General features: G+C 77.0%; 28 protein-coding genes. 17 read left to right on the top strand and 11 right to left on the bottom strand.

The genetic code is table 11. The features are described 5' to 3' along the window. The 3 genes from pcaF to WAB14_RS13090 all read right to left on the bottom strand — a co-directional run bounded on the left by pcaF (window position 1) and on the right by WAB14_RS13090 (window position 3,846). Window positions 1–1,218 carry a 3-oxoadipyl-CoA thiolase gene (gene pcaF, locus WAB14_RS13100; RefSeq protein ID WP_340270400.1) on the bottom strand — a complete coding sequence of 406 codons (1,218 nt, stop codon included), beginning with the start codon at window positions 1,216–1,218 and terminating at the stop codon, window positions 1–3. Continuing rightward, a complete protein-coding gene (locus WAB14_RS13095) occupies window positions 1,215–3,107 on the bottom strand; it encodes a 3-hydroxyacyl-CoA dehydrogenase (RefSeq protein WP_340270399.1) in 1,893 nt (630 codons plus the stop codon). The genes pcaF and WAB14_RS13095 overlap by 4 nt, the downstream gene beginning before the upstream one ends. Before the next feature lie 130 nt (window positions 3,108–3,237). Continuing rightward, window positions 3,238–3,846, bottom strand: coding sequence for a TetR/AcrR family transcriptional regulator (locus WAB14_RS13090; protein WP_340270398.1), 609 nt, complete (start codon window positions 3,844–3,846; stop codon window positions 3,238–3,240). 142 nt (window positions 3,847–3,988) lie between these two features. Between WAB14_RS13090 and WAB14_RS13085 the strand changes: the two genes are divergently transcribed. The 7 genes from WAB14_RS13085 (at window position 3,989) to WAB14_RS13055 (ending at window position 9,017) form a co-directional block, all read left to right on the top strand. Next, window positions 3,989–5,014, top strand: a complete 1,026-nt coding sequence (locus tag WAB14_RS13085; RefSeq protein ID WP_340270396.1) for an NAD-dependent epimerase/dehydratase family protein — start codon at window positions 3,989–3,991, stop codon at window positions 5,012–5,014. A gap of 119 nt (window positions 5,015–5,133) precedes the next feature. Then, complete coding sequence (gene paaA, locus WAB14_RS13080) at window positions 5,134–6,102, top strand: 1,2-phenylacetyl-CoA epoxidase subunit PaaA (protein WP_340270394.1); 969 nt, start codon at window positions 5,134–5,136, stop codon at window positions 6,100–6,102. Beyond that, window positions 6,099–6,383, top strand: coding sequence for a 1,2-phenylacetyl-CoA epoxidase subunit PaaB (gene paaB / locus WAB14_RS13075; protein WP_340270392.1), 285 nt, complete (start codon window positions 6,099–6,101; stop codon window positions 6,381–6,383). The genes paaA and paaB overlap by 4 nt, the downstream gene beginning before the upstream one ends. Then, complete coding sequence (gene paaC, locus WAB14_RS13070) at window positions 6,380–7,186, top strand: 1,2-phenylacetyl-CoA epoxidase subunit PaaC (RefSeq protein WP_340270390.1); 807 nt, start codon at window positions 6,380–6,382, stop codon at window positions 7,184–7,186. The genes paaB and paaC overlap by 4 nt, the downstream gene beginning before the upstream one ends. A gap of 2 nt (window positions 7,187–7,188) precedes the next feature. Beyond that, the gene (gene paaD, locus WAB14_RS13065) at window positions 7,189–7,701 is read left to right on the top strand and encodes a 1,2-phenylacetyl-CoA epoxidase subunit PaaD (protein ID WP_340270389.1); all 513 of its coding nucleotides are present in this window, start codon (window positions 7,189–7,191) and stop codon (window positions 7,699–7,701) included. A 3-nt stretch (window positions 7,702–7,704) separates the two neighbouring features. Further along, a complete protein-coding gene (gene paaE, locus WAB14_RS13060) occupies window positions 7,705–8,823 on the top strand; it encodes a 1,2-phenylacetyl-CoA epoxidase subunit PaaE (protein ID WP_340270388.1) in 1,119 nt (372 codons plus the stop codon). A 35-nt stretch (window positions 8,824–8,858) separates the two neighbouring features. Next, window positions 8,859–9,017, top strand: coding sequence for a hypothetical protein (locus WAB14_RS13055; RefSeq protein ID WP_340270387.1), 159 nt, complete (start codon window positions 8,859–8,861; stop codon window positions 9,015–9,017). A gap of 30 nt (window positions 9,018–9,047) precedes the next feature. Here WAB14_RS13055 and WAB14_RS13050 read toward each other — a convergent pair whose 3' ends face one another. From WAB14_RS13050 to WAB14_RS13015, 8 genes are all read right to left on the bottom strand, one after another. Continuing rightward, a complete protein-coding gene (locus WAB14_RS13050) occupies window positions 9,048–9,221 on the bottom strand; it encodes a CsbD family protein (protein ID WP_340270385.1) in 174 nt (57 codons plus the stop codon). An 83-nt stretch (window positions 9,222–9,304) separates the two neighbouring features. After that, window positions 9,305–9,889 carry a hypothetical protein gene (locus WAB14_RS13045; protein WP_340270384.1) on the bottom strand — a complete coding sequence of 195 codons (585 nt, stop codon included), beginning with the start codon at window positions 9,887–9,889 and terminating at the stop codon, window positions 9,305–9,307. Further along, window positions 9,886–10,548 (bottom strand): hypothetical protein, encoded by a 663-nt coding sequence (locus tag WAB14_RS13040; protein ID WP_340270383.1) that lies wholly within the window; start codon window positions 10,546–10,548, stop codon window positions 9,886–9,888. Before WAB14_RS13040 ends, WAB14_RS13045 begins: the two co-directional genes overlap by 4 nt. Further along, complete coding sequence (locus WAB14_RS13035; protein WP_340270381.1) at window positions 10,545–10,901, bottom strand: Asp23/Gls24 family envelope stress response protein; 357 nt, start codon at window positions 10,899–10,901, stop codon at window positions 10,545–10,547. The genes WAB14_RS13040 and WAB14_RS13035 overlap by 4 nt, the downstream gene beginning before the upstream one ends. Beyond that, a complete protein-coding gene (locus WAB14_RS13030) occupies window positions 10,894–11,073 on the bottom strand; it encodes a DUF2273 domain-containing protein (protein ID WP_340270379.1) in 180 nt (59 codons plus the stop codon). The genes WAB14_RS13035 and WAB14_RS13030 overlap by 8 nt, the downstream gene beginning before the upstream one ends. Window positions 11,074–11,131: 58 nt before the next feature. Then, window positions 11,132–11,497 carry a hypothetical protein gene (locus WAB14_RS13025; protein ID WP_340270377.1) on the bottom strand — a complete coding sequence of 122 codons (366 nt, stop codon included), beginning with the start codon at window positions 11,495–11,497 and terminating at the stop codon, window positions 11,132–11,134. Beyond that, entirely contained in the window at window positions 11,494–11,778 is a 285-nt protein-coding gene (locus WAB14_RS13020) for an Asp23/Gls24 family envelope stress response protein (RefSeq protein ID WP_340270376.1), read from the bottom strand. The genes WAB14_RS13025 and WAB14_RS13020 overlap by 4 nt, the downstream gene beginning before the upstream one ends. An 8-nt stretch (window positions 11,779–11,786) precedes the next feature. Next, entirely contained in the window at window positions 11,787–12,281 is a 495-nt protein-coding gene (locus tag WAB14_RS13015) for an Asp23/Gls24 family envelope stress response protein (protein WP_340270374.1), read from the bottom strand. 167 nt (window positions 12,282–12,448) lie between these two features. On the opposite strand from WAB14_RS13015, the gene WAB14_RS13010 reads away from it, so the two are divergent. Genes WAB14_RS13010 through WAB14_RS12965 form a run of 10 tightly spaced genes read left to right on the top strand, consistent with a single transcriptional unit; the run spans window position 12,449 to window position 20,483 of the window. Further along, window positions 12,449–13,042, top strand: coding sequence for an RNA polymerase sigma factor (locus WAB14_RS13010; RefSeq protein WP_340270373.1), 594 nt, complete (start codon window positions 12,449–12,451; stop codon window positions 13,040–13,042). Then, entirely contained in the window at window positions 13,030–13,530 is a 501-nt protein-coding gene (locus WAB14_RS13005; RefSeq protein ID WP_340270372.1) for a hypothetical protein, read from the top strand. Before WAB14_RS13010 ends, WAB14_RS13005 begins: the two co-directional genes overlap by 13 nt. Before the next feature lie 51 nt (window positions 13,531–13,581). Next, window positions 13,582–15,906 carry a hydrogen gas-evolving membrane-bound hydrogenase subunit E gene (gene mbhE, locus WAB14_RS13000; RefSeq protein ID WP_340270371.1) on the top strand — a complete coding sequence of 775 codons (2,325 nt, stop codon included), beginning with the start codon at window positions 13,582–13,584 and terminating at the stop codon, window positions 15,904–15,906. Further along, the gene (locus WAB14_RS12995; protein WP_340270370.1) at window positions 15,903–16,409 is read left to right on the top strand and encodes an MnhB domain-containing protein; all 507 of its coding nucleotides are present in this window, start codon (window positions 15,903–15,905) and stop codon (window positions 16,407–16,409) included. Before mbhE ends, WAB14_RS12995 begins: the two co-directional genes overlap by 4 nt. Further along, complete coding sequence (locus tag WAB14_RS12990; RefSeq protein WP_340270368.1) at window positions 16,406–16,774, top strand: sodium:proton antiporter; 369 nt, start codon at window positions 16,406–16,408, stop codon at window positions 16,772–16,774. The genes WAB14_RS12995 and WAB14_RS12990 overlap by 4 nt, the downstream gene beginning before the upstream one ends. After that, complete coding sequence (locus WAB14_RS12985) at window positions 16,771–18,291, top strand: proton-conducting transporter transmembrane domain-containing protein (RefSeq protein ID WP_340270367.1); 1,521 nt, start codon at window positions 16,771–16,773, stop codon at window positions 18,289–18,291. The genes WAB14_RS12990 and WAB14_RS12985 overlap by 4 nt, the downstream gene beginning before the upstream one ends. Next, window positions 18,288–18,857 (top strand): Na+/H+ antiporter subunit E, encoded by a 570-nt coding sequence (locus WAB14_RS12980; RefSeq protein WP_340270366.1) that lies wholly within the window; start codon window positions 18,288–18,290, stop codon window positions 18,855–18,857. The genes WAB14_RS12985 and WAB14_RS12980 overlap by 4 nt, the downstream gene beginning before the upstream one ends. After that, a complete protein-coding gene (locus WAB14_RS12975) occupies window positions 18,854–19,111 on the top strand; it encodes a hypothetical protein (RefSeq protein WP_340270365.1) in 258 nt (85 codons plus the stop codon). Before WAB14_RS12980 ends, WAB14_RS12975 begins: the two co-directional genes overlap by 4 nt. Next, window positions 19,108–19,470: a monovalent cation/H(+) antiporter subunit G gene (mnhG, locus tag WAB14_RS12970; protein ID WP_340270364.1), complete on the top strand. Its 363-nt coding sequence runs from the start codon at window positions 19,108–19,110 to the stop codon at window positions 19,468–19,470. The genes WAB14_RS12975 and mnhG overlap by 4 nt, the downstream gene beginning before the upstream one ends. Continuing rightward, window positions 19,467–20,483: an FUSC family protein gene (locus WAB14_RS12965; RefSeq protein WP_340270363.1), complete on the top strand. Its 1,017-nt coding sequence runs from the start codon at window positions 19,467–19,469 to the stop codon at window positions 20,481–20,483. The genes mnhG and WAB14_RS12965 overlap by 4 nt, the downstream gene beginning before the upstream one ends. Window positions 20,484–20,487: the final 4 nt, after the last annotated feature.

Raw genomic sequence — 20,487 nt, 5'->3', positions numbered from 1 at the left:
TCAGCGTTCCAGCAGCAGGGACACGCCCTGCCCGACCCCGACGCACATCGTGACGACGGCGCGGCGGGCCTCGCGGTGGGCGAGGGCGCGGGCGGCGGTGAGCGCGAGCCTGGCCCCGCTCATGCCGAGCGGGTGCCCGACGGCGATGGCCCCGCCGTGCGGGTTGACGTGCTCGGCGTCGTCCGGCAGACCGAGCCCGCGGAGCACGGCGAGCACCTGCGCGGCGAACGCCTCGTTGAGCTCGACGAGGTCGACGTCGCCGATCCCGAGCCCGGCGCGCCCGAGCAGCTTCTCGGTGGCCGGCACCGGGCCGACACCCATGACGCGGGGCGGGACCCCGGCGCTCGCGGCACCGGTCACCCGCGCGAGGGGCTCCAGGCCGTGCCGCTGGACGAAGGCCTCGCTCGCGACGAGCAGCGCGGCGGCGCCGTCGTTGACGCCGGAGGAGTTGCCGGCGGTGACGCTCCCGCCCGCGCGGAACGCCGGCCGCAGCCGGGCGAGCTGCTCGGCGGTCGTGCCCGGGCGGGGGTGCTCGTCGGCGTCGACGACGACGGGGTCGCCCTTCCGCTGCGGCACCGGGACCGGGACGATCTCGCCGTCGAACCAGCCGGCGTCGCGCGCGGCGCCGTAGCGCTGCTGCGAGCGCAGCGCGTACGCGTCCTGGTCCTCGCGGGCGACGCCGTGGTCCTCCGCGACGTTCTCGGCGGTCTCGCCCATCGAGTCCGTGCCGTGGGCCTCGCGCATGCGGGGGTTGACGAACCGCCAGCCGATCGTCGTGTCGTGGACCTCCGCACGCCGGTCGAACGCGGTCTCCGCCTTGCCCATGACGAACGGGGCGCGGCTCATCGACTCGACGCCGCCCGCGACGACGCAGTCGGCCTCCCCGGTGCGGACCATGCGGGCGGCGTGCGCGACGGCGTCGGCGCCGGACGCGCACAGCCGGTTGACGGTGATCCCGGGGGTGGTGTCGGGCAGCCCGGCGAGCAGCAGCGCCATCCGGGCCACGTCGCGGTTGTCCTCCCCCGCCTGGTTCGCGCAGCCGAGGACGACCTCGTCGACCCGGTCCCAGTCGACGCCCGGCTGCCGTTCCCGCAGCGCGGCGACGACGTGGGCGGCGAGGTCGTCGGGCCGGACGGCCGCCAGGGCGCCGCCGTAGCGGCCGACCGGGGTGCGGACCCCGTCCACGAGCCACGCGGTGCGGCTCTCGGCGTCGTTCACGTGTCCTCCTGTGGGGGGCTGTCGGGGCTCGGGGCGGGGACGGGACCGACGGAGCGGGTGCGGCCGCGGACCTCCGCGACGACGTCCCCGGTCCCGGAGCCGTCGTCGCGCCGCACCGTGATGTCGTACACGCCGTTGCGCGCGCCGGCGCCGTAGCGCACGCGCTCGCGGGCCTCGGCGACGAGCACGTCCCCGGTGCGGCCCGGTGACACCCACACGACGTCGAGACCGGCGCCGACGGTGAGCGGGCCGTGGCTGTTGCACGCGACGGCGAGGGCGGTGTCGGCGAGGACCGCCACGAGCCCGCCGTGGACGATGCCGAAGCCGTTGAGCCACGTCTCGGTCACCGTGGCCCGCACGGTCCCGTGCCCGGGCCCGGCCGCGACGAGCCCGATGCCGAGGCCGCGCGACACCCGGTCGGCGGCGAGCATGGCGCGCGCCCGCAGCGTCGCGGGGACGCGGTAGCGCCCCGTGGGCTCGGCGGCGTGGAGCGCGTCGAGGACGCCGACGACCCAGCGGTCGCCGAGGTCCCGCCCCCAGGCGAGCGGGCCCGCGGGGTGTCCTGCGCCGAGCTCCATCGCCCGGTCGACGCCGGCCCGGTCGGTGACGCCCGACTCGACGGCGTCCTCGGCCGCGGCGACGAGGGCGGCCGCGGTGCGCGCGACGACGAGGCCCGGCACGTCGGGGAGGGGGGAGACGGCCACACCCGCGGGCGCGAGGGCGGCGGCCAGCGCCGCGAGGGCCCCGGGCGGGCAGGCGGGGGAGGCGACCGCGCCGACCCGGGTCGCGGTGGCAGGGTCCCGGACGGCGTCGAGCACCACGACGGGTCGACCGAGGGCCGCCTCGACCGCGGCGGCGGTGCGCCCGTCGGTCGGCACGACCTCGACGCTGCCGGGCTCCTCGCCCTGGTCGTGCCAGCCGGCGCGGCGCGCGAGGGGATCCAGGCCCCGTCCGGGCCGCAGCGCGGGGCCCGTGCACGGCTCGACGGTCGCGGGCTGCGGCGCGTCGGCGCCCTCGGTGTGGTCGAGGAAGCCGCGACCGCTCTTGCGACCGAGGGTGCCCGCGGCCACGAGCGCGTCCTGCACGACGGACGGCGTGAAGCGCGGGTCGCGGTCGAAGCCCTCCCACACGGCCCGGTTGACGGCGGCGTTGACGTCCTGCCCGATGAGGTCGGTGAGGGCGCACGGGCCCATCGGGAACCCGCCCGCCCCCGTGAGGAGCGCGTCGACCGTCGCGGGGTCGAGACCCCCGACCGGGTCGGCGAGCAGCCGGAACGCCTCCCCGTAGTAGGGCCGGGCGACCCGGTTGACGACGAAGCCGGGGGTGTCCGCGCAGACGACGGGGGTCTTGCCCCACGCCGCGACGAGCGCGACGGCGGCGTCGACGGCGGCCTGGTCGGTCGAGGGGGCGCGCACGACCTCGACCAGCCGCATGAGCGGCGCGGGGTTGAAGAAGTGCAGGCCGAGCACCCGACCGGGCCGGGGCAGCGCCGTCGCGATCGCCCCCACCGACAGCGAGGACGTGTTGGTCGCGAGCAGGGTGTCGGCGGCGACCACCCCGGCGAGCTCGCGGAGCAGCTCCTGCTTGACGGCGGGGTCCTCCACGACCGCCTCCACGACGAGCCCGCAGCCCGCGAGGTCGGTGAGGTCGGCAGCGGGCCGCAGGCGTGCGAGCAGCGCCTCGGCGTCGGCCTCGTCCAGCCGGCCCTTCTCGACCGACCGGCGGACCCGCCGGCCCACCTGCTCGACGGCGGCGGCCGCGGCGCCGTCGCGGGCGTCGAGGAGCAGGGTGTCGTGGCCCGCCGCGGCGGCGACGTGCGCGATCCCGGCGCCCATCGTCCCCGCGCCGACGACCCCGACGACGGTCCGGGTCGTCGTCTCCGACGTCACGCCGCCTCCTCGCAGGGACCGTCGGCCCCGGTGTTTCCTGACCGCACGGTCGGGAACGGTCGCGACCATGTAACGCGTCCGGCCCCGGCAGCGTCAAGGTCGGGGGGCGGCGCGGCACGGCACGACGGTGTCAGGGGCGGGGCCGCAGCCCCTCCACCAGCATGCGGCTCAGCACGTCGGCGACCGCCTGCGGCGGCGTCTGCCCGTCGGGCCGGTACCACTCGGTGAGGGAGTTGACGGCGCCGAAGACGAGCCGCGTCACGAGCCGCGCGTCGATCTCCGGGTCGAGGTCGCCGTCGGCGGCCGCCTTGCTCGTGAGGGCGGCGGCGCGGGCGTCGAGGTCGCGGCGGCGGGCGAGCGCCCACTGCTCGGTCTCGGTGTTGCCCCGCACCCGCAGGAGCAGGGTGACGTACGGCAGGTTGTCGACGAGAACGTCGACGCTGCGGCGCACCACGGTCTCCAGCTGCTCGATGGCGGGCCGCGGCTGCTGCTCCGCCTCGTCGAAGGCGGCCTCGAGGGCGTCGACACCACGCGCCACGGCGAGGCGCAGGAACTGCTCCTTGCCCGGCACGTGGTGGTAGAGCGCGGCCTTCGTGAGGCCGGTCGCGCGGGCGAGGTCCTCCATCGACGTGGCGTCGTACCCGCGCTCGATGAACTCCTCCGCGACGATCTGCACCAGCTCGTCGAGCGAGTGGCGAGCAGGTCGACCACGCTGCCTGACCCCGTCGGTACCGCTCATGCGTCCTCCCTAGCGCGCAACGGTAGCGTCGCGGAGCCCCACCCGGGCAGCGTCCGCGCAGGTCGCGCGGCGTGTCGGCGCCGGACACCGGTCCGGTCGCGAGCGCGTGCACGTCGGGGACGCCCCGACGAGGGTGGGACGGGTGCGCGTCCTCCTCACCGGGGCCACCGGCAACGTCGGTTCCGCCCTGCTGCCCGCCCTCCTCGCCGACCCCCACGTCGAGGAGGTCGTCGGCGTCGTCCGACGCCCGCCCGACACCTCCCTCCGGCCGTGGTCGGGGGCGACGTGGGTGGCGGCGGACCTGGGCGACCCGGCGTCGCGTGGCCGCGTCGCGGCCGCCGCCCGCGGCTGCGACGTCGCCGTGCACCTCGCGTGGCGGATCCAGCCGTCGCGGGACGAGCCGTCCCTGCGCCGGGTCAACCTCGGTGGGCTCCGCACGCTGACCGCCGCGCTGCTCGACGCCGGTGTGCCGCACCTCGTGCACGTCAGCAGCGTCGGGGCGTACAGCCCCGGGCCCAAGGACCGCCGCGTCGACGAGTCCTGGCCCACGGGCGGCGTGAGCGGCTCGCCGTACAGCCGGCAGAAGGCGGCGGCGGAGCGCTACCTCGACGACCTCGAGGCGGGTGAGGACAGGCTCTCCGTCACCCGGGTGCGGCCTGCCGTCGTCGTCCAGCGCGGCGCCGGGGCCGAGATCGGCCGCTACTTCCTCGGGCCGCTCGTGCCCCGCGCCGTCCTCGGCCGGGTGACGCTGCCCGCCCTGCCGGTGCCCGCCCGTCTGCGGACGCAGGTCGTCCACCCCTCGGACCTCGCCGAGGCGCTCCGCCTCGCCGTCCACGCCCGCCCGCGGGGCGGTCTCAACGTCGCCGGTGAACCCGAGGTGAGCGGGGCCGACCTCGTGCGGGCGCTCGGCGCCCGCCGCGCCGTCGCGGTGCCGCTCGGCCTGCTGCGCCCCGTCGTCGCGGCCACGTGGGGACTGCGCCTGCAGCCCACCGACCCCGGCTGGCTCGACATGGGGGTGTGGACCCCGCTGATGGACACGACGCGGGCCCGCGTCGAGCTGGGGTGGCGCCCGGCGGTCGACGCGCACGACGCGGTCGCCGACCTCGTCCGCGGCGCCCGCACCACGAGCGGCGTCGCCGGCTCACCACCGCTCGCGCCGGGACGGTGACACCCTGTCGGCGACACAGGTGTCCCGGTCCCTGAGCAGGGCCGTTCCCCCTTGACAGGGGCGTCGTGCCGTCGCACAGTGGATTCTCGAACGAGCGGTAGGGATTTCAGGAGGACCTCATGACGGTGACCGAGGAGCGGGTCGACGGCCTCACCGCCGCCGAGCAGGCCGCCTTCGACGCGGTCGTCGCCGACGACGGCCGGATCGAGCCCCGCGACGCCATGCCGGAGGGCTACCGCCGGACGCTCGTCCGCCAGATCGCGCAGCACGCCCACTCCGAGATCATCGGCATGCAGCCCGAGGGCAACTGGATCACCCGGGCGCCCAGCCTGCGGCGCAAGGCCATCCTCTACGCGAAGGTCCAGGACGAGGCCGGCCACGGCCTCTACCTCTACTCGGCCGCCGAGACGCTCGGCGCGGACCGCGCGGACCTGCTCGACGCCCTCCACGCGGGGAAGCAGAAGTACTCGACGATCTTCAACTACCCCACGCTGACGTGGGCGGACACCATGGCGATCGGCTGGCTCGTCGACGGCGCCGCGATCATGAACCAGGTCCCCCTGTCGCGCTGCTCCTACGGTCCCTACGCCCGCGCCATGACCCGGGTGTGCAAGGAGGAGTCCTTCCACCAGCGGCAGGGCTTCGAGGGCATGCTCACCCTGGTGCGCGGCACCGAGGCGCAGCGCCGGATGGCGCAGGACGCCCTCGACCGGTTCTGGTGGCCCTCCCTCATGATGTTCGGCCCCCCGGACGACGCCTCCCCCAACAGCGCGCAGTCGATGGCGTGGGGCATCAAGCGGTTCAGCAACGACGAGCTGCGGCAGAAGTTCGTCGACGTCACGGCGCCGCAGGCCGACTTCCTCGGGCTGCGCGTCCCCGACCCGGAGCTGCGCTGGAACGACGAGCGTGGCCACTACGACTTCGGCACGCCCGACTGGGACGAGTTCATGCGCGTGGTCAAGGGCGACGGGCCCTGCAACCGCCAGCGCCTCGAGGCCCGGCGGCGCGCCCACGACGAGGGCGCGTGGGTGCGGGAGGCGGCGGCGGCGCACGCCGCCCGGCGCTCCGCGGTGGCGCGCGCCGCATGAGCGACCGGGAGCCCCTCTGGGAGGTCTTCGTCCGCAGCCGCCGGGGCCTGTCCCACACGCACGTCGGCAGCCTCCACGCGGCCGACGCGACCCTCGCCCTGCGCAACGCCCGTGACGTCTACACCCGTCGGCAGGAGGGCGTGAGCATCTGGGTCGTACGTGCCGAGGACGTCACGGCGAGCAGCCCCGACGAGAAGGACGCGTTCTTCGACCCCGCGGGCGACAAGCCCTACCGGCACCCGACCTTCTACACCGTCCCCGACGAGGTCGAGAACCTGTGACCGCCCCTGAGGAGGTCGGCCCCGCCGAGGCCGTCGTGCCCGACGGGGTCGACCCGCAGGACCTCGCCGTCTACACCCTGCGCCTCGCCGACGACGCGCTCGTGCTCGGCCAGCGGCTCGGGGAGTGGGCCGCGCGGGGCCCGACGATCGAGGAGGACGTCGCCCTCCTCAACATCGGCCTCGACCTGCTGGGTCAGGCCCGCACCCTGCTGACGAGGGTCGGCGAGGTCGACGGCACGGGCCGCAGCGAGGACGATCTCGCCTACCACCGCGACGAGCGTGACTTCCTGTCGTGCCAGCTCGTCGAGCAGCCGAACGGCGACTTCGGGCAGACGATGGCGCGCCAGCTCCTCGTGTCCGCCTGGCACGTGCCGTTCTTCGCGGCCCTGTCGTCGTCGGTGGACCCCGTGCTCGCGGCGGTCGCCCGCAAGGCGGTCAAGGAGTCGCGGTACCACCTCGACCACGCCGCCACGTGGGTCGTGCGCCTCGGCGACGGGACACCGGAGTCCCACGACCGCGTCCAGGCGGGGCTCGAGGCCGTGTGGGCGTACGCGGCGGAGCTGTGGGAGGCCGACGACGTCGTCACGCGGCTCGTCGCCGCCGGGGTCGCGCCGGACCCCGAGCCCGTGCACGCGACGTGGGAGACGACGGTCGACGCCGTCCTCGCCGACGCGACCCTCACCCGCCCGGTGACGTCGTGGTCGCCGAGCGGGGGCCGACGGGGCCTCCACACCGAGCACCTCGGCTACCTGCTCGCCGAGCTGCAGCACGTCGCCCGCTCGCACCCCGGCGCCAGCTGGTAGCCGTGCTCGCCCGCGACGACGCCGTGCGCGTCCTCGAGCAGGTGACGGACCCCGAGATCCCGGTCCTCACCATCGCCGACCTCGGCGTCCTCCGCGACGTCGTCGTCGCCGACGACGGCGCCGTGCGCGTCGACATCACCCCCACGTACTCCGGGTGCCCGGCGATGGACGAGATCACCGCCGACGTCCGCGGCGCGCTCCTCGCCGCCGGGGCGCCGGCCGTCGACGTGCGCATCGTCCTCGACCCCGCGTGGACGACGGACTGGCTGAGCGCCGACGGCCGCCGCAAGCTCGCCGAGTACGGCATCGCGCCGCCCGGCCCGCGTGCCGCCGGCGGGCCCGTGCCGCTCGAGCTCGGCTACCGCCCGGGGCTCGGGCCCGGCGTGGCCCCCGCCTGCCCCCGCTGCGGCGGGACCGACACCGAGGAGCTTGCGCGCTTCGCCTCGACCGCGTGCAAGTCGCTGTGGCGCTGCCTCACGTGCCGCGAGCCGTTCGACCACTTCAAGGAGTTCTGAGCCGTGACGCAGACCACCGCGGAGACCACCGGGCAGGCTCCCGCGACCCCCGCCGACGTGCCCGGTGGTGCCTTCCACCCGCTGCGGGTCACGGCCGTGGAGCGGCTCACCGACGACTCGGTCGCAGTGTCCCTCGCCGTGCCCGAGGAGCTGCGGGCCACCTACACGGCCCGCCCCGGCCAGCACCTCACCGTCCGGGCGGTCCTCGACGGGCAGGAGGTGCGCCGCACCTACTCCCTGTGCGGGGAGCCGGGGGCGACCGAGCTCACCGTCGGCATCAAGGCGATCCCCGAGGGCGTCTTCACGCGTTACGCCACGACCGACCTCCGCCCCGGGGACACGCTCGACGTCGCCGCCCCCGGCGGCAGCTTCGGCCTCGACGTCGACCCCTCCCGCGCCCGTCACGTCGCCGGTGTCGTCGCCGGCAGCGGCATCACGCCGGTCCTCGGCATCGCCCGCGCGGTCCTCGCCGCGGAGCCCGACAGCCGCGTCACCCTCGTGTACGGCAACCGGACCGCCCGCGACGTGATGTTCCTCGAGGAGCTGTACGACCTCCGCGATCGTCACGGCGCCCGCTTCCGGCTGCTCAACGTGCTGAGCCGGGAGGAGCAGGAGTCGCCGCTGCTGAGCGGGCGCATCGACCGCGACCGCCTCCTCGCGCTCGCCCGGACGCTCCTCGACGTCGACGACGTCGACGACTGGTTCCTCTGCGGACCGCTGGAGATGGTGACAGCGGTCCGGGACACCCTCACCGGGGAGCTGGGCGTCGAGCGCTCGCACGTCCACGTCGAGCTGTTCCACGCCGAGCCGGTCGCCCGGCGGGAGCGGCCGTCGAGCGCTCCCGGGACCAGCGAGGTCGAGGTCCTGCTCGCGGGCCGGCGCAGCGTCGTGAGCGTCGCGGGTGACGACGAGACCGTCCTCGACGCCGTCCTCCGGGTCCGCGCCGATGCGCCGTACGCGTGCCGGGGCGGTGTCTGCGGCACGTGCCGGGCGCGCGTCGTCGAGGGGGACGTCGAGATGGACGCGAACTACGCCCTCGAGCCCGACGAGCTGGAGCGCGGCCTGCGCCTCATGTGCCAGTCGCGCCCGACGACCGCGACGCTGCGGGTCGAGTTCGTCTAGGGCATGGGGCCCTCCCGGCGGGGTACGGGCCTGTCATGTTCGGACGCATGGGAAAGGCGGCCCTCGCGGGGGCTGCGGTCAAGGAAGCCCGCAAGCCGGAGAACAAGCGCCGGCTCAAGGGCCTGTTCCACTCGCTGACCGGCAAGGGCGGCGACTCGTCGACGCGGCCGCAGGGCCGGCGCGCGAAGCGCTGAGCCGCGCGCGCCGGCACCCAGGGTGACGGGTCAGGCCCCGAACGCGTCCTTCACGTTCTCGCCGGCCTGCTTGAGGTCGGCCTTCGCCTGCTGGGCACGGCCCTCGGCCTCCAGCTCCTCGTTGCCGGTCACCTTCCCGGCGGCCTCCTTCGCCCTGCCGGCGAGCTCCTCACCCGCGTTGCGGGCCTTGTCCGCGAGTCCCATCAGGGTCCCCTCCTCCGTGTCGCCGGGCCGCTCGGCCCGGTCGGGCCGGTCGGCGGGTCCGCCGACCGGGGTCGTGGTGCGCGTCAGCGGACGCGCGGGTTCTCGTACCGGTCCCGGTCGACGCTGACGGTGACGCGGAGGGCGACCGCGCCCTCCGGCACGACGGCGGACAGCTCCTCGCGCGTCCGGTCCACCGCCGACCGCACGACGGACACCGGGGTCGAGGCGTCGACCCGCGCGTGCAGCTCGACGACCGGCAGGTGCCGTTCCAGCCGCAGCCGCGCGCCGCACTCGTCGATGCCGGGCTGCGCCTGCAGCGCGCGGGAGGCGGCGCCGGCCACGGCGCCCAGGTCGGCGCGCAGCCGCCCGGGCAGCGGTGCGGGATGCAGGCGCAGGCTGCCCACGCGCGGGCGCACCGCGTGGGCCACGAGGGACCGCAGCGCGAGGGCGACGGCCACGACCCCCACGACCCCGAGCGCCCACGGCCACCACGGGTGCTCCGCGAGCGCGGCGAGGCCGGATGCGTCGACCTCCTCGGCGGTGCCCGGCCACCACGCCGCGGGCCATCGGCCGAGCGACCACAGCGCGAGTGCGCTGCCGCCGGCCAGCAGCAGGACCCCGAGCACGGCGACGACGGCGCGGTCGACCCCGACGACGGTGCGGCTCATCGCGGCACCACCCCGTGGGTGCGGACCCGGACGCGGACCGGGCGCTCGAGACCGGCGAGGACCTCATCGACGCGGTCCGTTACGTCCGTCCGCACCGCGGCCGGGTCGTGGGGGACGCGAGGGTCGAGGGTCACGTCGACGACGACGCTCCGCCCGCGGGCGGAGGCGCGCGAGGCCTCCACCTCGTCCGCGCGCAGGGCGGCGTCGGCGGCGAGGGCCGCCACGGAGCGCCACGGCAGGTGGACGGGCGTCGCCCCGCCGCCGAGGGTCGCGGTCCGGCGCGGGCGCCGGGCGAGGGCGAGGAGGAGGAGCAGCGCACCGAGCACCGCGATCGAGACGCCCGCCACGGCGGCCGTCGTGCCGGCGAGCACGGACGTCGCCGATCCCAGCAGCGGGGCGAGCCACGGCTCGCCCGGCACGAGGACGTCGCCGGCTACCTCGCGGTCGACGAGCAGCTCCCGCAGGAGCACGACGCCGAGGCCGAGGAGGGCGAGGTCGAGCACGACCGCGACCGGCACCGCTGCGGGCACCCCGCGGCGGGGCGGCGCGTCGCGCACGTGACCGCGGGTCGTCGCAGCCGCGGACCCGGGCGGGGTCGCGTCGGTCGGCGTGCCCGTCGTGCCCGTCGTGCCCGTCGTGCCCGTCGTGTCGCTCGTCATGTCACGCGCCTCGACGTCTCGGGTGCGGGCACGAGGACCTCCTCGACCGTGACGTCGACGAGCTCGACGTGCAGGCTCGTGAGGGCCGCCACCCGGTCCGCGACGCGCTCCTGGACGCCGGCGGCGACGTCGGCGAGCGAGCGGCCCCAGCGCACGGCGAGATCGACCTCGAGCCGGACGCGGTCACCGTCGACGCGGCTGTGGACGGCGGGCAGCGCGCCCCGCCCGAGCCGGCCGGCCGGCGTCCGCACGACCCCGGCCACCTCGCGGGCGGCGAGGGCCGCGACGCGGTCGACGACGCGCGGGCGGACCTCGAGGTGGCCGCGCCGGGCCGCCGGGGTCCGCTCAGCCACGGGGGCGGCCCCGGCGCAGCGCGGCGGGGTCGATGTACCCGTCGCGGAGCGCGCCGACGAACAGGCCGATGCCGCCGAGGACGATGGCGAGGAGCAGGCCGGTGAAGCCCCCCGTGGTCCAGGCGAGCGCGAGCAGGAGGCCGGCGAGGAGGCCGGCGGCGGAGGTCGTCATGTGGGTGGTGTCCTCGTCTCGTCGGAGCTGTCGGGAGGGGTGCGGGGGACGGCTGCGGTCACAGGCTGGCCCACCGCCGGGCGCCGGGCACGCCGCGGGGGAGCAGGCTCCGCGCGCGGCGTACCCCGCGGCGGGCGCGGCGCCGCAGGGCCCCGGTGCCCCGGCGCGCGCGCGGGCGTCCGGGTGGCGGGCCGGCCGTGGTGAGGCGCCCGTGGCGGGCGTCGACCTCGGCGAGCGCCGCGAGGTAGGCGTCGACGTCCCCGCCCCGGTCGGGGTGGTGGGTCCGGGCGACGGCGCGGCGCTCCGCCCGCCAGCTCGCGGCCGCGGCCGCGGGGTCCGGTCCGTCGCCGGGCAGCGCCCGCCGCACACGGGCGAGCGACGCCCGCACGACGGGCAGCACGCGCTCGCGTGCGCGGGCGCTCACGACCGGTCCCCCTCGGTGACGTCCTCGATCACGACGTCGACCGCGCCGGGTCGGACGCGGGCCACCGCGGCCTGCACGGCCTCGGCCGTCGGGCGCAGCGGCGACCCGGTCCGCACGACGACGTGGACCTCGGTGAGCCCGTCCCGCAGCCGGACGCCCGTGACGCGCCGGCCCGGGAGGTGGACCGCGACCTCGCCGAAGAGGCCGCCGTGGAGGTCCACGACGCCGGGGACGGCGAGCGCCGCCCCGCGGACCTGCTCGGCCGCGGTGGCGAGATCCACCGCCGGGGTCACTGGACCCGCGGGGCCTCGGCCGGTGCGTCGTCCTCTTCGCCGGTGTCGAGGTACACGTCGTGGACGACGATGTTGACCTCCGTCACCTCCAGCCCCGTCATGCGCTCGACGGCGGAGATGACGTTCTGCCGGATGCCGGCGGCGAGGTCGGCGATCGCGACGCCGTACTCGGCGACGATGTCGACGTCGACGGCGGCCTGCCGCTCGCCGACCTCGACCGCCACGCCCTGGCTGACGTTCGTGCGACCGCCGGGGATGCGCTCCCGCAGGGCGGCGACCGCCCGCGTGCCGCTGCCGCCGAGCGCGTGGACCCCCACGACGTCCCGTGCCGCGATGCCCGCGATCTTCGACACGACCGTGTCGGCGATCGTCGTGCGGCCCTGCGGGCTGTCGAGCGCGCTCGACCCGCCGCCGCTGACGGCGAGCCCGGTGGAGCCGGAGGTCGTCGTGCTCGTGGTGCTCGTGGGGGAGTCGGTCCTGGCCTGGGCCATGAAGGGTGTCCTCTCGGGTCGACGGCGGCCGCGCTGCGGCTGCCGTGGTGGGCGTTCCTCAGGTGGGTCGTACCCGGCGGCGACATCCGCACGCGCCGACGACGTGACGTGGCTCACACCCCACGGAGCGGTTGCGGCGGGGTGCGAGCGGTGGTCGCCTTGCGCCCGTGGCGGGCGCGCGGCAGCGGGAGCACCCCGCGGGGGACGCCGGTCAGGACCCGGCGGACGACCTCGCGCTCGCCCGCGCCGCCGCGCTCGGCGACCGGGACGCGTTCGAGGTCGTCGTCCACCACCACGGCCCGGCGATGCTGCGGTACGCGCGCCGGCTCCTGCGCGACCCCGTGGACGCGGAGGACGCGGTGCAGGAGGCGCTCGTCGCCGCGTGGCGAGGGCTCGAGCGCTACCGGGGCGAGTCCTCGCTGCGGACCTGGCTGCTGGGGCTCACGTCGCACAAGGCCGTCGACCTCGCCCGCCGGCGCCGGCCCGAGCCGGTCGACCGGGACACCGTCGCCGAGCGGCCCGCGGAGGAGGTGGTCGACCCGGCGACGCACGCGTCCGCCGGTGCGCTGGCGGCGGCGCTGCAGCGGGAGCTGCTCGGGCTGCCGTACGGGCAGCGCGCCGCCTGGGTGCTCGTCGAGCTCGAGGGGCTGTCGCAGCCCGAGGTGGCGCAGGTGCTGGGCGTGACGCCGGACGCGGTGCGGGGCAACCTGTTCCGGGCACGACGGGCGCTGGAGGAGAGGATGGCGCGATGGCGACCGTGACCCCCGGCGGCGACGAGGGCGACGGCGAGCGCGACGGCGGTGGCGGTGAGGCGCTGCGCCGCGCGACCGCCGAGCTGCGGCAGGGGCAGGAGCCCGAGCCGTCGGGCTGGCCCGCCCTCGCCGACCGCGTGACGACCCGGCTGCGCGGTGTGAGCCGCCCGGGCCGACCGCTCCTGCTCGCGACCGTGCCGGCGGGCACGCTGCACGTCGACGAGCGGGTCGTCGTCGACGTCCTCCGCCGGGCCCTGTCGGCGGTGCCCGGCTGCCGTCCCGTGGGGCTGCGGGTGAGGGCCGACGGCGAGGTCGTGACGGGGGTGGCGGTCGAGGTGTGGGTGCGGCTCGGCGCCGACGTGCGCGTGGTCGCCGCCGCCGCGCGCGACACCACGAGGCGGGCGGTGCTCGACGCCCTCGGTCGGGACGTGCCCGTCGACGTCCACGTCGCCGACGTCGAGGTGCCGCGCGCGGCGGGCGGCGCCCCGCCGGGCTGAGCCCGTCCGCGACGACGTGTCGCCCGCGCCGGGCGCTGCCAGGGTGGCCGGGTGGCCTGGCTCCTCGCGACGCACGTCGCCGTCGCGGTGGTGTGCGCGGTCCTGGCCCCCGTCCTGCGGCAGCGGGTGCTGCTCGTCGCGGCCCTCGCCCCCGTCACGGCTCTCGGCTGGCTCCTCACACAGGTGCCGGCGGTCCTCGCGGGCCGGGGACCGGCGGAGGAGGTGCCGTGGGCGCCGACCCTCGACCTCGCCCTGCCCCTGCGGCTCGACGGGCTCTCGCTCGTCCTCGCCCTCGTCGTCACGGGCGTCGGCACGCTCGTCCTCGTGTACGCCGTCGGCTACTTCGCCGGCCGCGAGCGAGGCCTCGGCCGGATCGCGGCCCTGCTCGTCCTCTTCGGTGCCGGGATGCTGCTGCTCGTCCTCGCCGACCACGTCCTCGCGCTCTACGTCGGCTGGGAGCTGACGACGGTCTGCTCGTTCCTCCTCATCGGCGACGCCGGCGCCGACCGCGAGCACCGCCGGGCCGCGACCCGCGCCCTCCTCGTCACCGCGGGACCCGGCCTCGGCATGCTCCTCGGCCTCCTCGTGCTCGCCGAGCGGGCCGGCACCTACCGCCTCTCGGAGATCGTCACGGAGCCGCCCGACGGGCCCGCCGCGCCCGCGGCGCTCGTGCTCGTCCTGCTCGGGGCGCTCGCGAAGGCCGCGCAGGTGCCGTTCCACCCGTGGCTGCCGGCGGCGATGGTCGCCCCCACCCCCGTGAGCGCGTACCTCCACGCGGCCGCCATGGTGAAGGCGGGCGTCTACCTCGTCGCCCGGCTCGCGCCCGGTTTCGCCGAGACGACCGCGTGGGCGTGGCTCGTGCCCGTCGTCGGTGTCGCGACCATGGTGTGGGGCGGCTGGCGCGCCCTCGCCCAGACCGACCTCAAGCGGCTGCTCGCCTTCGGCACGATCGCGCAGCTGGGGTTCCTCGTCGTGCTCGTCGGCGCGGGCACGCGCACGGCCGCACTCGCCGGTCTCACGCTGCTGCTCGCCCACGCGCTCTTCAAGGGCTGCCTGTTCATGGTCGCGGGGCTCGTCGACCACGCCGCCGGCACGCGGGACCTGCGCAGCCTGTCCGGCCTCGCCCGGCACCGCGTGCTCGTGGTGGCGGCGGCGCTCGCGTGCGCGTCGATGGTCGGCCTGCCCGTGACGCTCGGCTACCTCGGCAAGGAGGCGGCGTTCGAGGCGTTCGTCGGCAGGGCCCCGGCCGACGTCGCGGTCCTCACGGGGCTCGTCGTCGGGTCCGTCCTCACGGTGGCGTACACGGCCCGCTTCCTCTGGGGTGCCTTCGCCGAGCGACCCGGTGTCGACCCGCCCGCAAGGGCCCCCGACCGGCTCGGGACGGGCGTCGCGGTCGGGCTCGGCGCGACCGGCGTGGTCCTCGGCCTGCTCCCCGGCGCGGTCGACGAGCTCGTGCGGACGTCCGCGGCGGCGCTGCCGGGCGAGGGGGAGGCGTACGAGCTCGCGCTGTGGCACGGCGTCGGCCCGCCGCTCCTCCTCTCGGCCCTCACCCTCGTGCTCGGCGTGGTCCTCCACGTGGGACGCGGCCGGCTGGAGCGCGCACGCCACGCCCTGCGCGGGGGTCGGGACCGCGCACCGGAGCTCGCCGAGGGGGCCCAGGACCGGCTCGGACGGGGGGTCGCGGCGCTCGCCCGCGCGGTCACCGACCGCCCCCACGACGGCCACCTGCCGCGCTACCTCGCCGTCGTGCTCCTCACCGTGGTCGCGGTCCCGCTGCTCGGCGCGCTGCTCGACCCGGCGGGACCCGGCGGCTCCGGACCGCCGCTGCGGCTGTGGGACACCCCCGCGCAGCTGCTCGTCGCGGTCCCCCTCGCCGTGGCGGTCGTCGGCACCGTCGTGACGTCACGCAGGCTGGTCGCCGTCCTCCTGCTGTCGGTGGCCGGCTACCTCGTCGCCGCGCTGTTCGTCGTCCACGGCGCTCCCGACCTCGCGCTCGTCCAGGTGCTCGTCGAGACCCTCACGCTCGTCGTCGTCGTGCTCGTCCTCCGTCGGCTGTCGGCCACCACCCCCCACCGGCCGCTGCTGCCCCGGCTCGCGCGGGTCGCGGTGTCCGTCGTGGTCGGCGCGGGCGCCACCGCCGTCGTCCTCCTCACCACGGCCGAGCACGCCCCCAGCCGGGTCGCCGAGGGCTACCTCGAGGGCGCGGCGGCCGCCGGCGGCACGAACGTCGTCAACGTCGTCGTCACGGAGTTCCGGGCCCTCGACACGCTCGCGGAGACCACGGTGCTCGCGGTCGCCGCGACCGGTGTCGCGAGCCTCGTCCTCGTCACGCGCCGCACGGGGCGCGCCCCCGCCCCCGGCAGGAGGCGGCCGTGAGCCCGCCGTCGGCCGGGCGCGACGTCGGCGCCGGGGGCGTCCCCCGGCAGGAGGCGCTGCCGGGGGCGCAGGAGCAGGACCCGGCGCAGCGCTCCCTGCTGCTGGAGGTCGTCACCCGCGCCGTCCACGTCAGCATGGTCGTCGTCGCCGTCCACCTGCTCCTCGTGGGGCTGCACCGCCCGGGTGGGGGGTTCGCCGCCGGGCTCCTGCTCGGCCTCGGCCTCGTGCTGCGGCGGCTCGCGGGGGGACGGCACGACCTCGGCGCCGCCGTCCGGGTGCCCGCCGGGGTCCTCCTCGGGGCCGGGCTCGCGCTCGCCGCGGGCTACGCCGCCGTCGGAGTGCTCGCGACGGGTGCGCCGCTGACGGGGGTGTCGGGCGAGTGGCACGTCCCGGGCCTCGGGACCCTGCCCGTGTCGTCGTCGCTGCTCCTCGAGGTGGGGATCGTCCTCGTCGTCGTCGGGCTCGTCACGGACGTCCTGCGGACCCTCGGGGGAGAGGAGTGAACGCGACGAACCTCACCCTCGCCCTCGTCGTCGGCGTCCTCACCGCCGGCGGCGTCCAGCTGCTGCTCCAGCGCGAGATGCTCCGCGTCGTCCTCGGCTTCGTCCTGCTCGGCCACGCCGCCAACGTCGTCCTCCTCGTCTCCGGTGGCCCCGCAGGCGAGGCGCCCGAGGCCGGTGGGCCGGTGGCGGAGTCGGCCGACCCGCTCGTCCAGGCGATGGTCCTCACCGCGATCGTCATCACGTTCGCCGTCACCGCGCTCCTGCTCGCCCTCACGTACCGGCACGACGTCCTGCTCGGCACCGACGACAGCACCACGCCGATCCAGGGCGCCGAGCCCGGCCACGACGCGGGAGAGGGTGCGTGAACGCCCTCGTGGCCGTGCCGGTCGTGCTGCCGCTGCTCGCGGCGGCGGTGTCGCTGCTGCTCAGCCCCTTCCCCGTCGCGCAGCGGGTGCTGGGGATCGCCGTCGTCACCGGGGTCCTCGCGTGCGCCGTCGTGCTCCTCGTGCACGTCGACGCCACCGGGCCGCTCGCGGTCGCCGCGGGCGGGTGGGCGCCTCCGTCCGGCATCGGCCTCGTCGTCGACCGGCTCGCCGCGCTCGTCCTCGTGCTCGCGAGCGCGGTCGTGCTCGTCGTCCTCGTGTACGCCGTGGGGGAGGGCAGCGCGGAGCACCGGGAGAGCAACGTCCCGTCCGTCTTCCACCCCACCTACCTCGTGCTGCTCGCCGGCATCTGCCTCGTGCTCGTCACCGGGGACCTCTTCACGCTCTTCGTGGGGTTCGAGACGATGCTCATGGCGAGCTACGTCCTCATGACGCTGGGCGCCACGGCGCACCGCGTCCGCTCCGGCACGACGTACGTCGTGACGAGCCTCACGGCGTCCCTCCTGCTGCTCACGACCGTCGGCCTCGTGTACGGCACGACCGGCACGGTGTCGCTCGCGCAGCTGCCCGGGGCGATGGCCGAGGTCGACGGCGGTGTGCGGGCCGTCCTCGGGCTGCTCCTCCTCCTCGCGCTCGGCACGAAGGCGGCCCTCGTTCCCCTCCACTGGTGGCTGCCCGACAGCTACCCGACCGCCCCCGCCCCCGTGACGGCGGTCTTCGCGGCGCTGCTGACCAAGGTCGCCGTCTACGCCGTCGTACGGACCCAGACGCTCCTCTTCCCCCGCGACGAGCCGTGGCCGCTGCTGCTCGTGCTCGCGGCGCTCACGATGCTCGTCGGCGTCCTCGGGGCGCTCGTGCAGGACGACGTCGACCGGGCGCTCGCATTCGTCCTCGTCTCCCACATCGGCTTCATGCTGCTCGGGCTCGCGCTGTCCTCCGCCGCCGGGCTGCGCGCGACCGTCGTCTACCTCGCCCACCACATCGTCGTCCTCGTCGCGTTCTTCCTCGTCGCGGGGCTCGCGGAACGGGAGCGGGGGACGACGTCGCTTCGGGGCCTCGGCGGCCTCGCCTCGTCGGCACCCCTCGTCGCGGGCCTCATGCTCGTCCCCGCCCTCAGCCTCGGCGGGGTGCCGCCGCTCGACGGCTTCGTCGCCAAGCTCGCCGTCCTCCAGGCGACCGTCGCGACCGACGGCGTCGGACCGGCGGTGCTCGCCGTCGTCGCGGTCCTCACGAGCCTGCTGACGCTCGCGGCGACGAGCCGCGTGTGGGTCGGCGCCTGCTGGGGCGAGGCGCCGGAGCGGCCGCGCACCCCGCCGGAGGCCCGCCGGGGCGTCGCGGTCGCGACGATGCGGACGGCTGCGGCGACGGCCGTGGCCGGGACGCTCGCGGTCGCCGTGCTCGCGGGACCGCTGAGCGCGCTCGCGCAGCGCGCCGCCGACGACCTGCGGGAGCCGCTCGCCTACCGCCAGGCGCTGCTCGGCTCGGGGACGCGACCGTGAACGGCCCTCGCGCCGGGGGCGCGACGGCGTCGCTGCGGTGGTCGGCGTGGCCGATGGTGGCGTGGGGCGCGCTCGTGTGGGTGCTGCTGTGGGGCGGCCTGCAGCCGCTCGTGCTCGTGAGCGCGCTCCCGGTGGCGCTGCTGTGCTGGCTGCTCACGGGGCTGCCGGCGCCGGTGGTCCCCGCCCGGCCCCGGCTGTGGCCCGGCCTGCGCGCCCTCGGGGCGTTGCTCGTCGACCTCGTCCGGTCGACGGCCGCCGTGGTCGTCGCGGTCGTCGTCCGCGGCCCGGCGACCCGCTCGGCGGTCGTGGCGGTGCGTGCGCCGAGCCGCTCGGACGTCGCCGTCGCCGTCGCCGCGAACCGGGTGTCGCTCGTCCCGGGCACGCTCGTCGTCGCCGTCGACCGGGAGGCGGATCTGCTGTACGTCCACTGCCTCGACGTGCGCGACGAGGCGGGCGTCGAGCGTGCGCGCGCACGCACGCAGCACGCGGTCGACCAGGTGCTCGCCGCGTTCGGGGAACCGGCCGGTCGTGCGGCCGGCGTCCCCGCGGACGGCGGTCGGCCGTGACCGTCGTGCTCCTCCTCTGTGCCTCGATGCTCGTGGTGTCCGCCGCGCTGTGCCTGGTCCGCCTCGTGCGGGCCAGGCACCACGTGGAGCGGCTCACCGCCTTCGACGTCCTCACCGCGGTGCTCGTCATGGGCCTCGCGCTCCTCGCGGTCTCCCGCGACGAGGGCCCGTCGATCGTCCTCGTCGTCGTCGCGCTCGTCGGGTTCCTCACCGGCGCGGCCGTCGTGCGCCTGGTCCCGAGGAGCAGGCGGTGACCGCGCTCGCCGACGTCGTCGCGGCGCTCCTGCTGCTCACCGGCTGCGCCCTAACGCTCGTGGCGTCGGTCGCGCTGTTCCGCCTGCCCGGGGTGTCGGGCCGGCTGCAGGCAGCGACCAAGGGGCAGATCGTCGGGCTCGTCCTCGTCGTCGTCGGCGCGAGCCTGCGCCTGCGCGACCCGGCGGAGTCGGTCGAGCTGTGGCTCGTCGCCCTCTTCCAGGTGACGACCGCCCCCGTGCTCGCCCAGGTCCTCGGGCGGACCGCGCACGCGCGCGGGGAGGAGCAGGGGGAGGAGCTCGTGGTCGACGAGCTCGCGCGGGCGGAGGCGTCGCGGGACCGGGGGAGGCGGCCGCGATGACGTTTCTCGGCAGGCACCGGACCCGTCTCGCGATCGCAGGCAGGAGCGCCCTCGCCGCGTTCCTCGCGTGGCACGCCGCGGGCCTCGTGCCGGGCGTGGAGGACTACCGGTACTACGCCCCGCTCGGTGCGGCGATCGTCACGTACCCGACCGTCGCCGACACCGTGTCGTCGTCGTGGCGTGCCCTGCTCGCCATCCTGGCGGGCGGCGCCATCGGGGCGGTCGTCGTCCTCCTGCCCGACGCGGCGGGCGTGCCCGTCGGGCTCGCAGTCGGGGTGGGCTCCCTCCTCGCGGGGCTGCGCGCCTTCGGCGCCCAGCGCGCGTGGGTCCCGACGGCGGCGCTCTTCACGCTCGTCGTCGGCAGCGGCGACCCCGTCGCCTACCTCGCCGCGTACGCCGGACTCGTCCTGCTCGGCGCCGGCGTCGGCGTGGCGGTCACGCTCCTGCTGCCGTCCCTGCCGCGCGGGCAGGCGGGAAGCGCGGAGCGACGGGCCCTCGGCGAGGTCGCCGTGCTCCTCGAGGACCTCGCGGAGGCCGTCGAGACCGGCGCGGCGGAGGAGTCGGTGCCCGACCGTCGCGAGGCCGTGCGGTCCGCGCTCGCCGAGGCCCGCGCCGGGGAGTCCGAGACGGAGCGGGCACGGCGGGGCAACCTGCGCGCCCGCCGGCACGTCGAGGAGCTGGGCGAGGAGGCCCGGGCGCTGCAGGTCGTGGACCGGGTGGGGCGGGTGGCGCTCGACCTCGCCGACGCGCTGGGGTCGACCGACGACCTCGCGGCGCTCGCCTCGGACTCCTGCTCGGCGGGCGGCCGCGTGAGCGTCGCCCTCCGTGCCGTCGGCCGGGTCCTCGACCCCGAGCCCTCCGGGACCCCGGCCGAGAAGCTGCGCGACCGCGCGGGACGCGCCGTCGACGAGCTCGCGGGCCGGGAGGCGGACGCCGCGTGCCGCGACGTCGTCGCGCAGGTCGTCGGGCACCTGCGCCGCCTCCTCGTGGTCACCGGGCCCCCCGTCCGGTGACCCG

Origin of the sequence: Aquipuribacter nitratireducens (assembly GCF_037860835.1) — a bacterium.
GTDB lineage: Bacteria > Actinomycetota > Actinomycetes > Actinomycetales > JBBAYJ01 > Aquipuribacter > Aquipuribacter nitratireducens.
Note: the sequence above shows the minus strand (reverse complement) of the source record. Positions and strands in the feature narration are given on the sequence as shown.

Excerpts from the sequence above, each read along its gene's own strand:
- WAB14_RS13005 (WP_340270372.1), top strand. The coding sequence starts at position 13,030 with ATGGCGACCGTGACCCCCGGCGGCGACGAGGGCGACGGCGAGCGCGAC.
- WAB14_RS13045 (WP_340270384.1), bottom strand. The coding sequence starts at position 9,889 with ATGAGCCGCACCGTCGTCGGGGTCGACCGCGCCGTCGTCGCCGTGCTC.
- WAB14_RS13040 (WP_340270383.1), bottom strand. The coding sequence starts at position 10,548 with ATGACGAGCGACACGACGGGCACGACGGGCACGACGGGCACGACGGGC.
- paaA (WP_340270394.1), top strand. The coding sequence starts at position 5,134 with ATGACGGTGACCGAGGAGCGGGTCGACGGCCTCACCGCCGCCGAGCAG.
- WAB14_RS13015 (WP_340270374.1), bottom strand. The coding sequence starts at position 12,281 with ATGGCCCAGGCCAGGACCGACTCCCCCACGAGCACCACGAGCACGACG.
- WAB14_RS13055 (WP_340270387.1), top strand. The coding sequence starts at position 8,859 with ATGTTCGGACGCATGGGAAAGGCGGCCCTCGCGGGGGCTGCGGTCAAG.
- WAB14_RS13030 (WP_340270379.1), bottom strand. The coding sequence starts at position 11,073 with ATGACGACCTCCGCCGCCGGCCTCCTCGCCGGCCTCCTGCTCGCGCTC.
- paaB (WP_340270392.1), top strand. The coding sequence starts at position 6,099 with ATGAGCGACCGGGAGCCCCTCTGGGAGGTCTTCGTCCGCAGCCGCCGG.
- WAB14_RS13090 (WP_340270398.1), bottom strand. The coding sequence starts at position 3,846 with ATGAGCGGTACCGACGGGGTCAGGCAGCGTGGTCGACCTGCTCGCCAC.
- WAB14_RS12965 (WP_340270363.1), top strand. The coding sequence starts at position 19,467 with ATGACGTTTCTCGGCAGGCACCGGACCCGTCTCGCGATCGCAGGCAGG.
- WAB14_RS13050 (WP_340270385.1), bottom strand. The coding sequence starts at position 9,221 with ATGGGACTCGCGGACAAGGCCCGCAACGCGGGTGAGGAGCTCGCCGGC.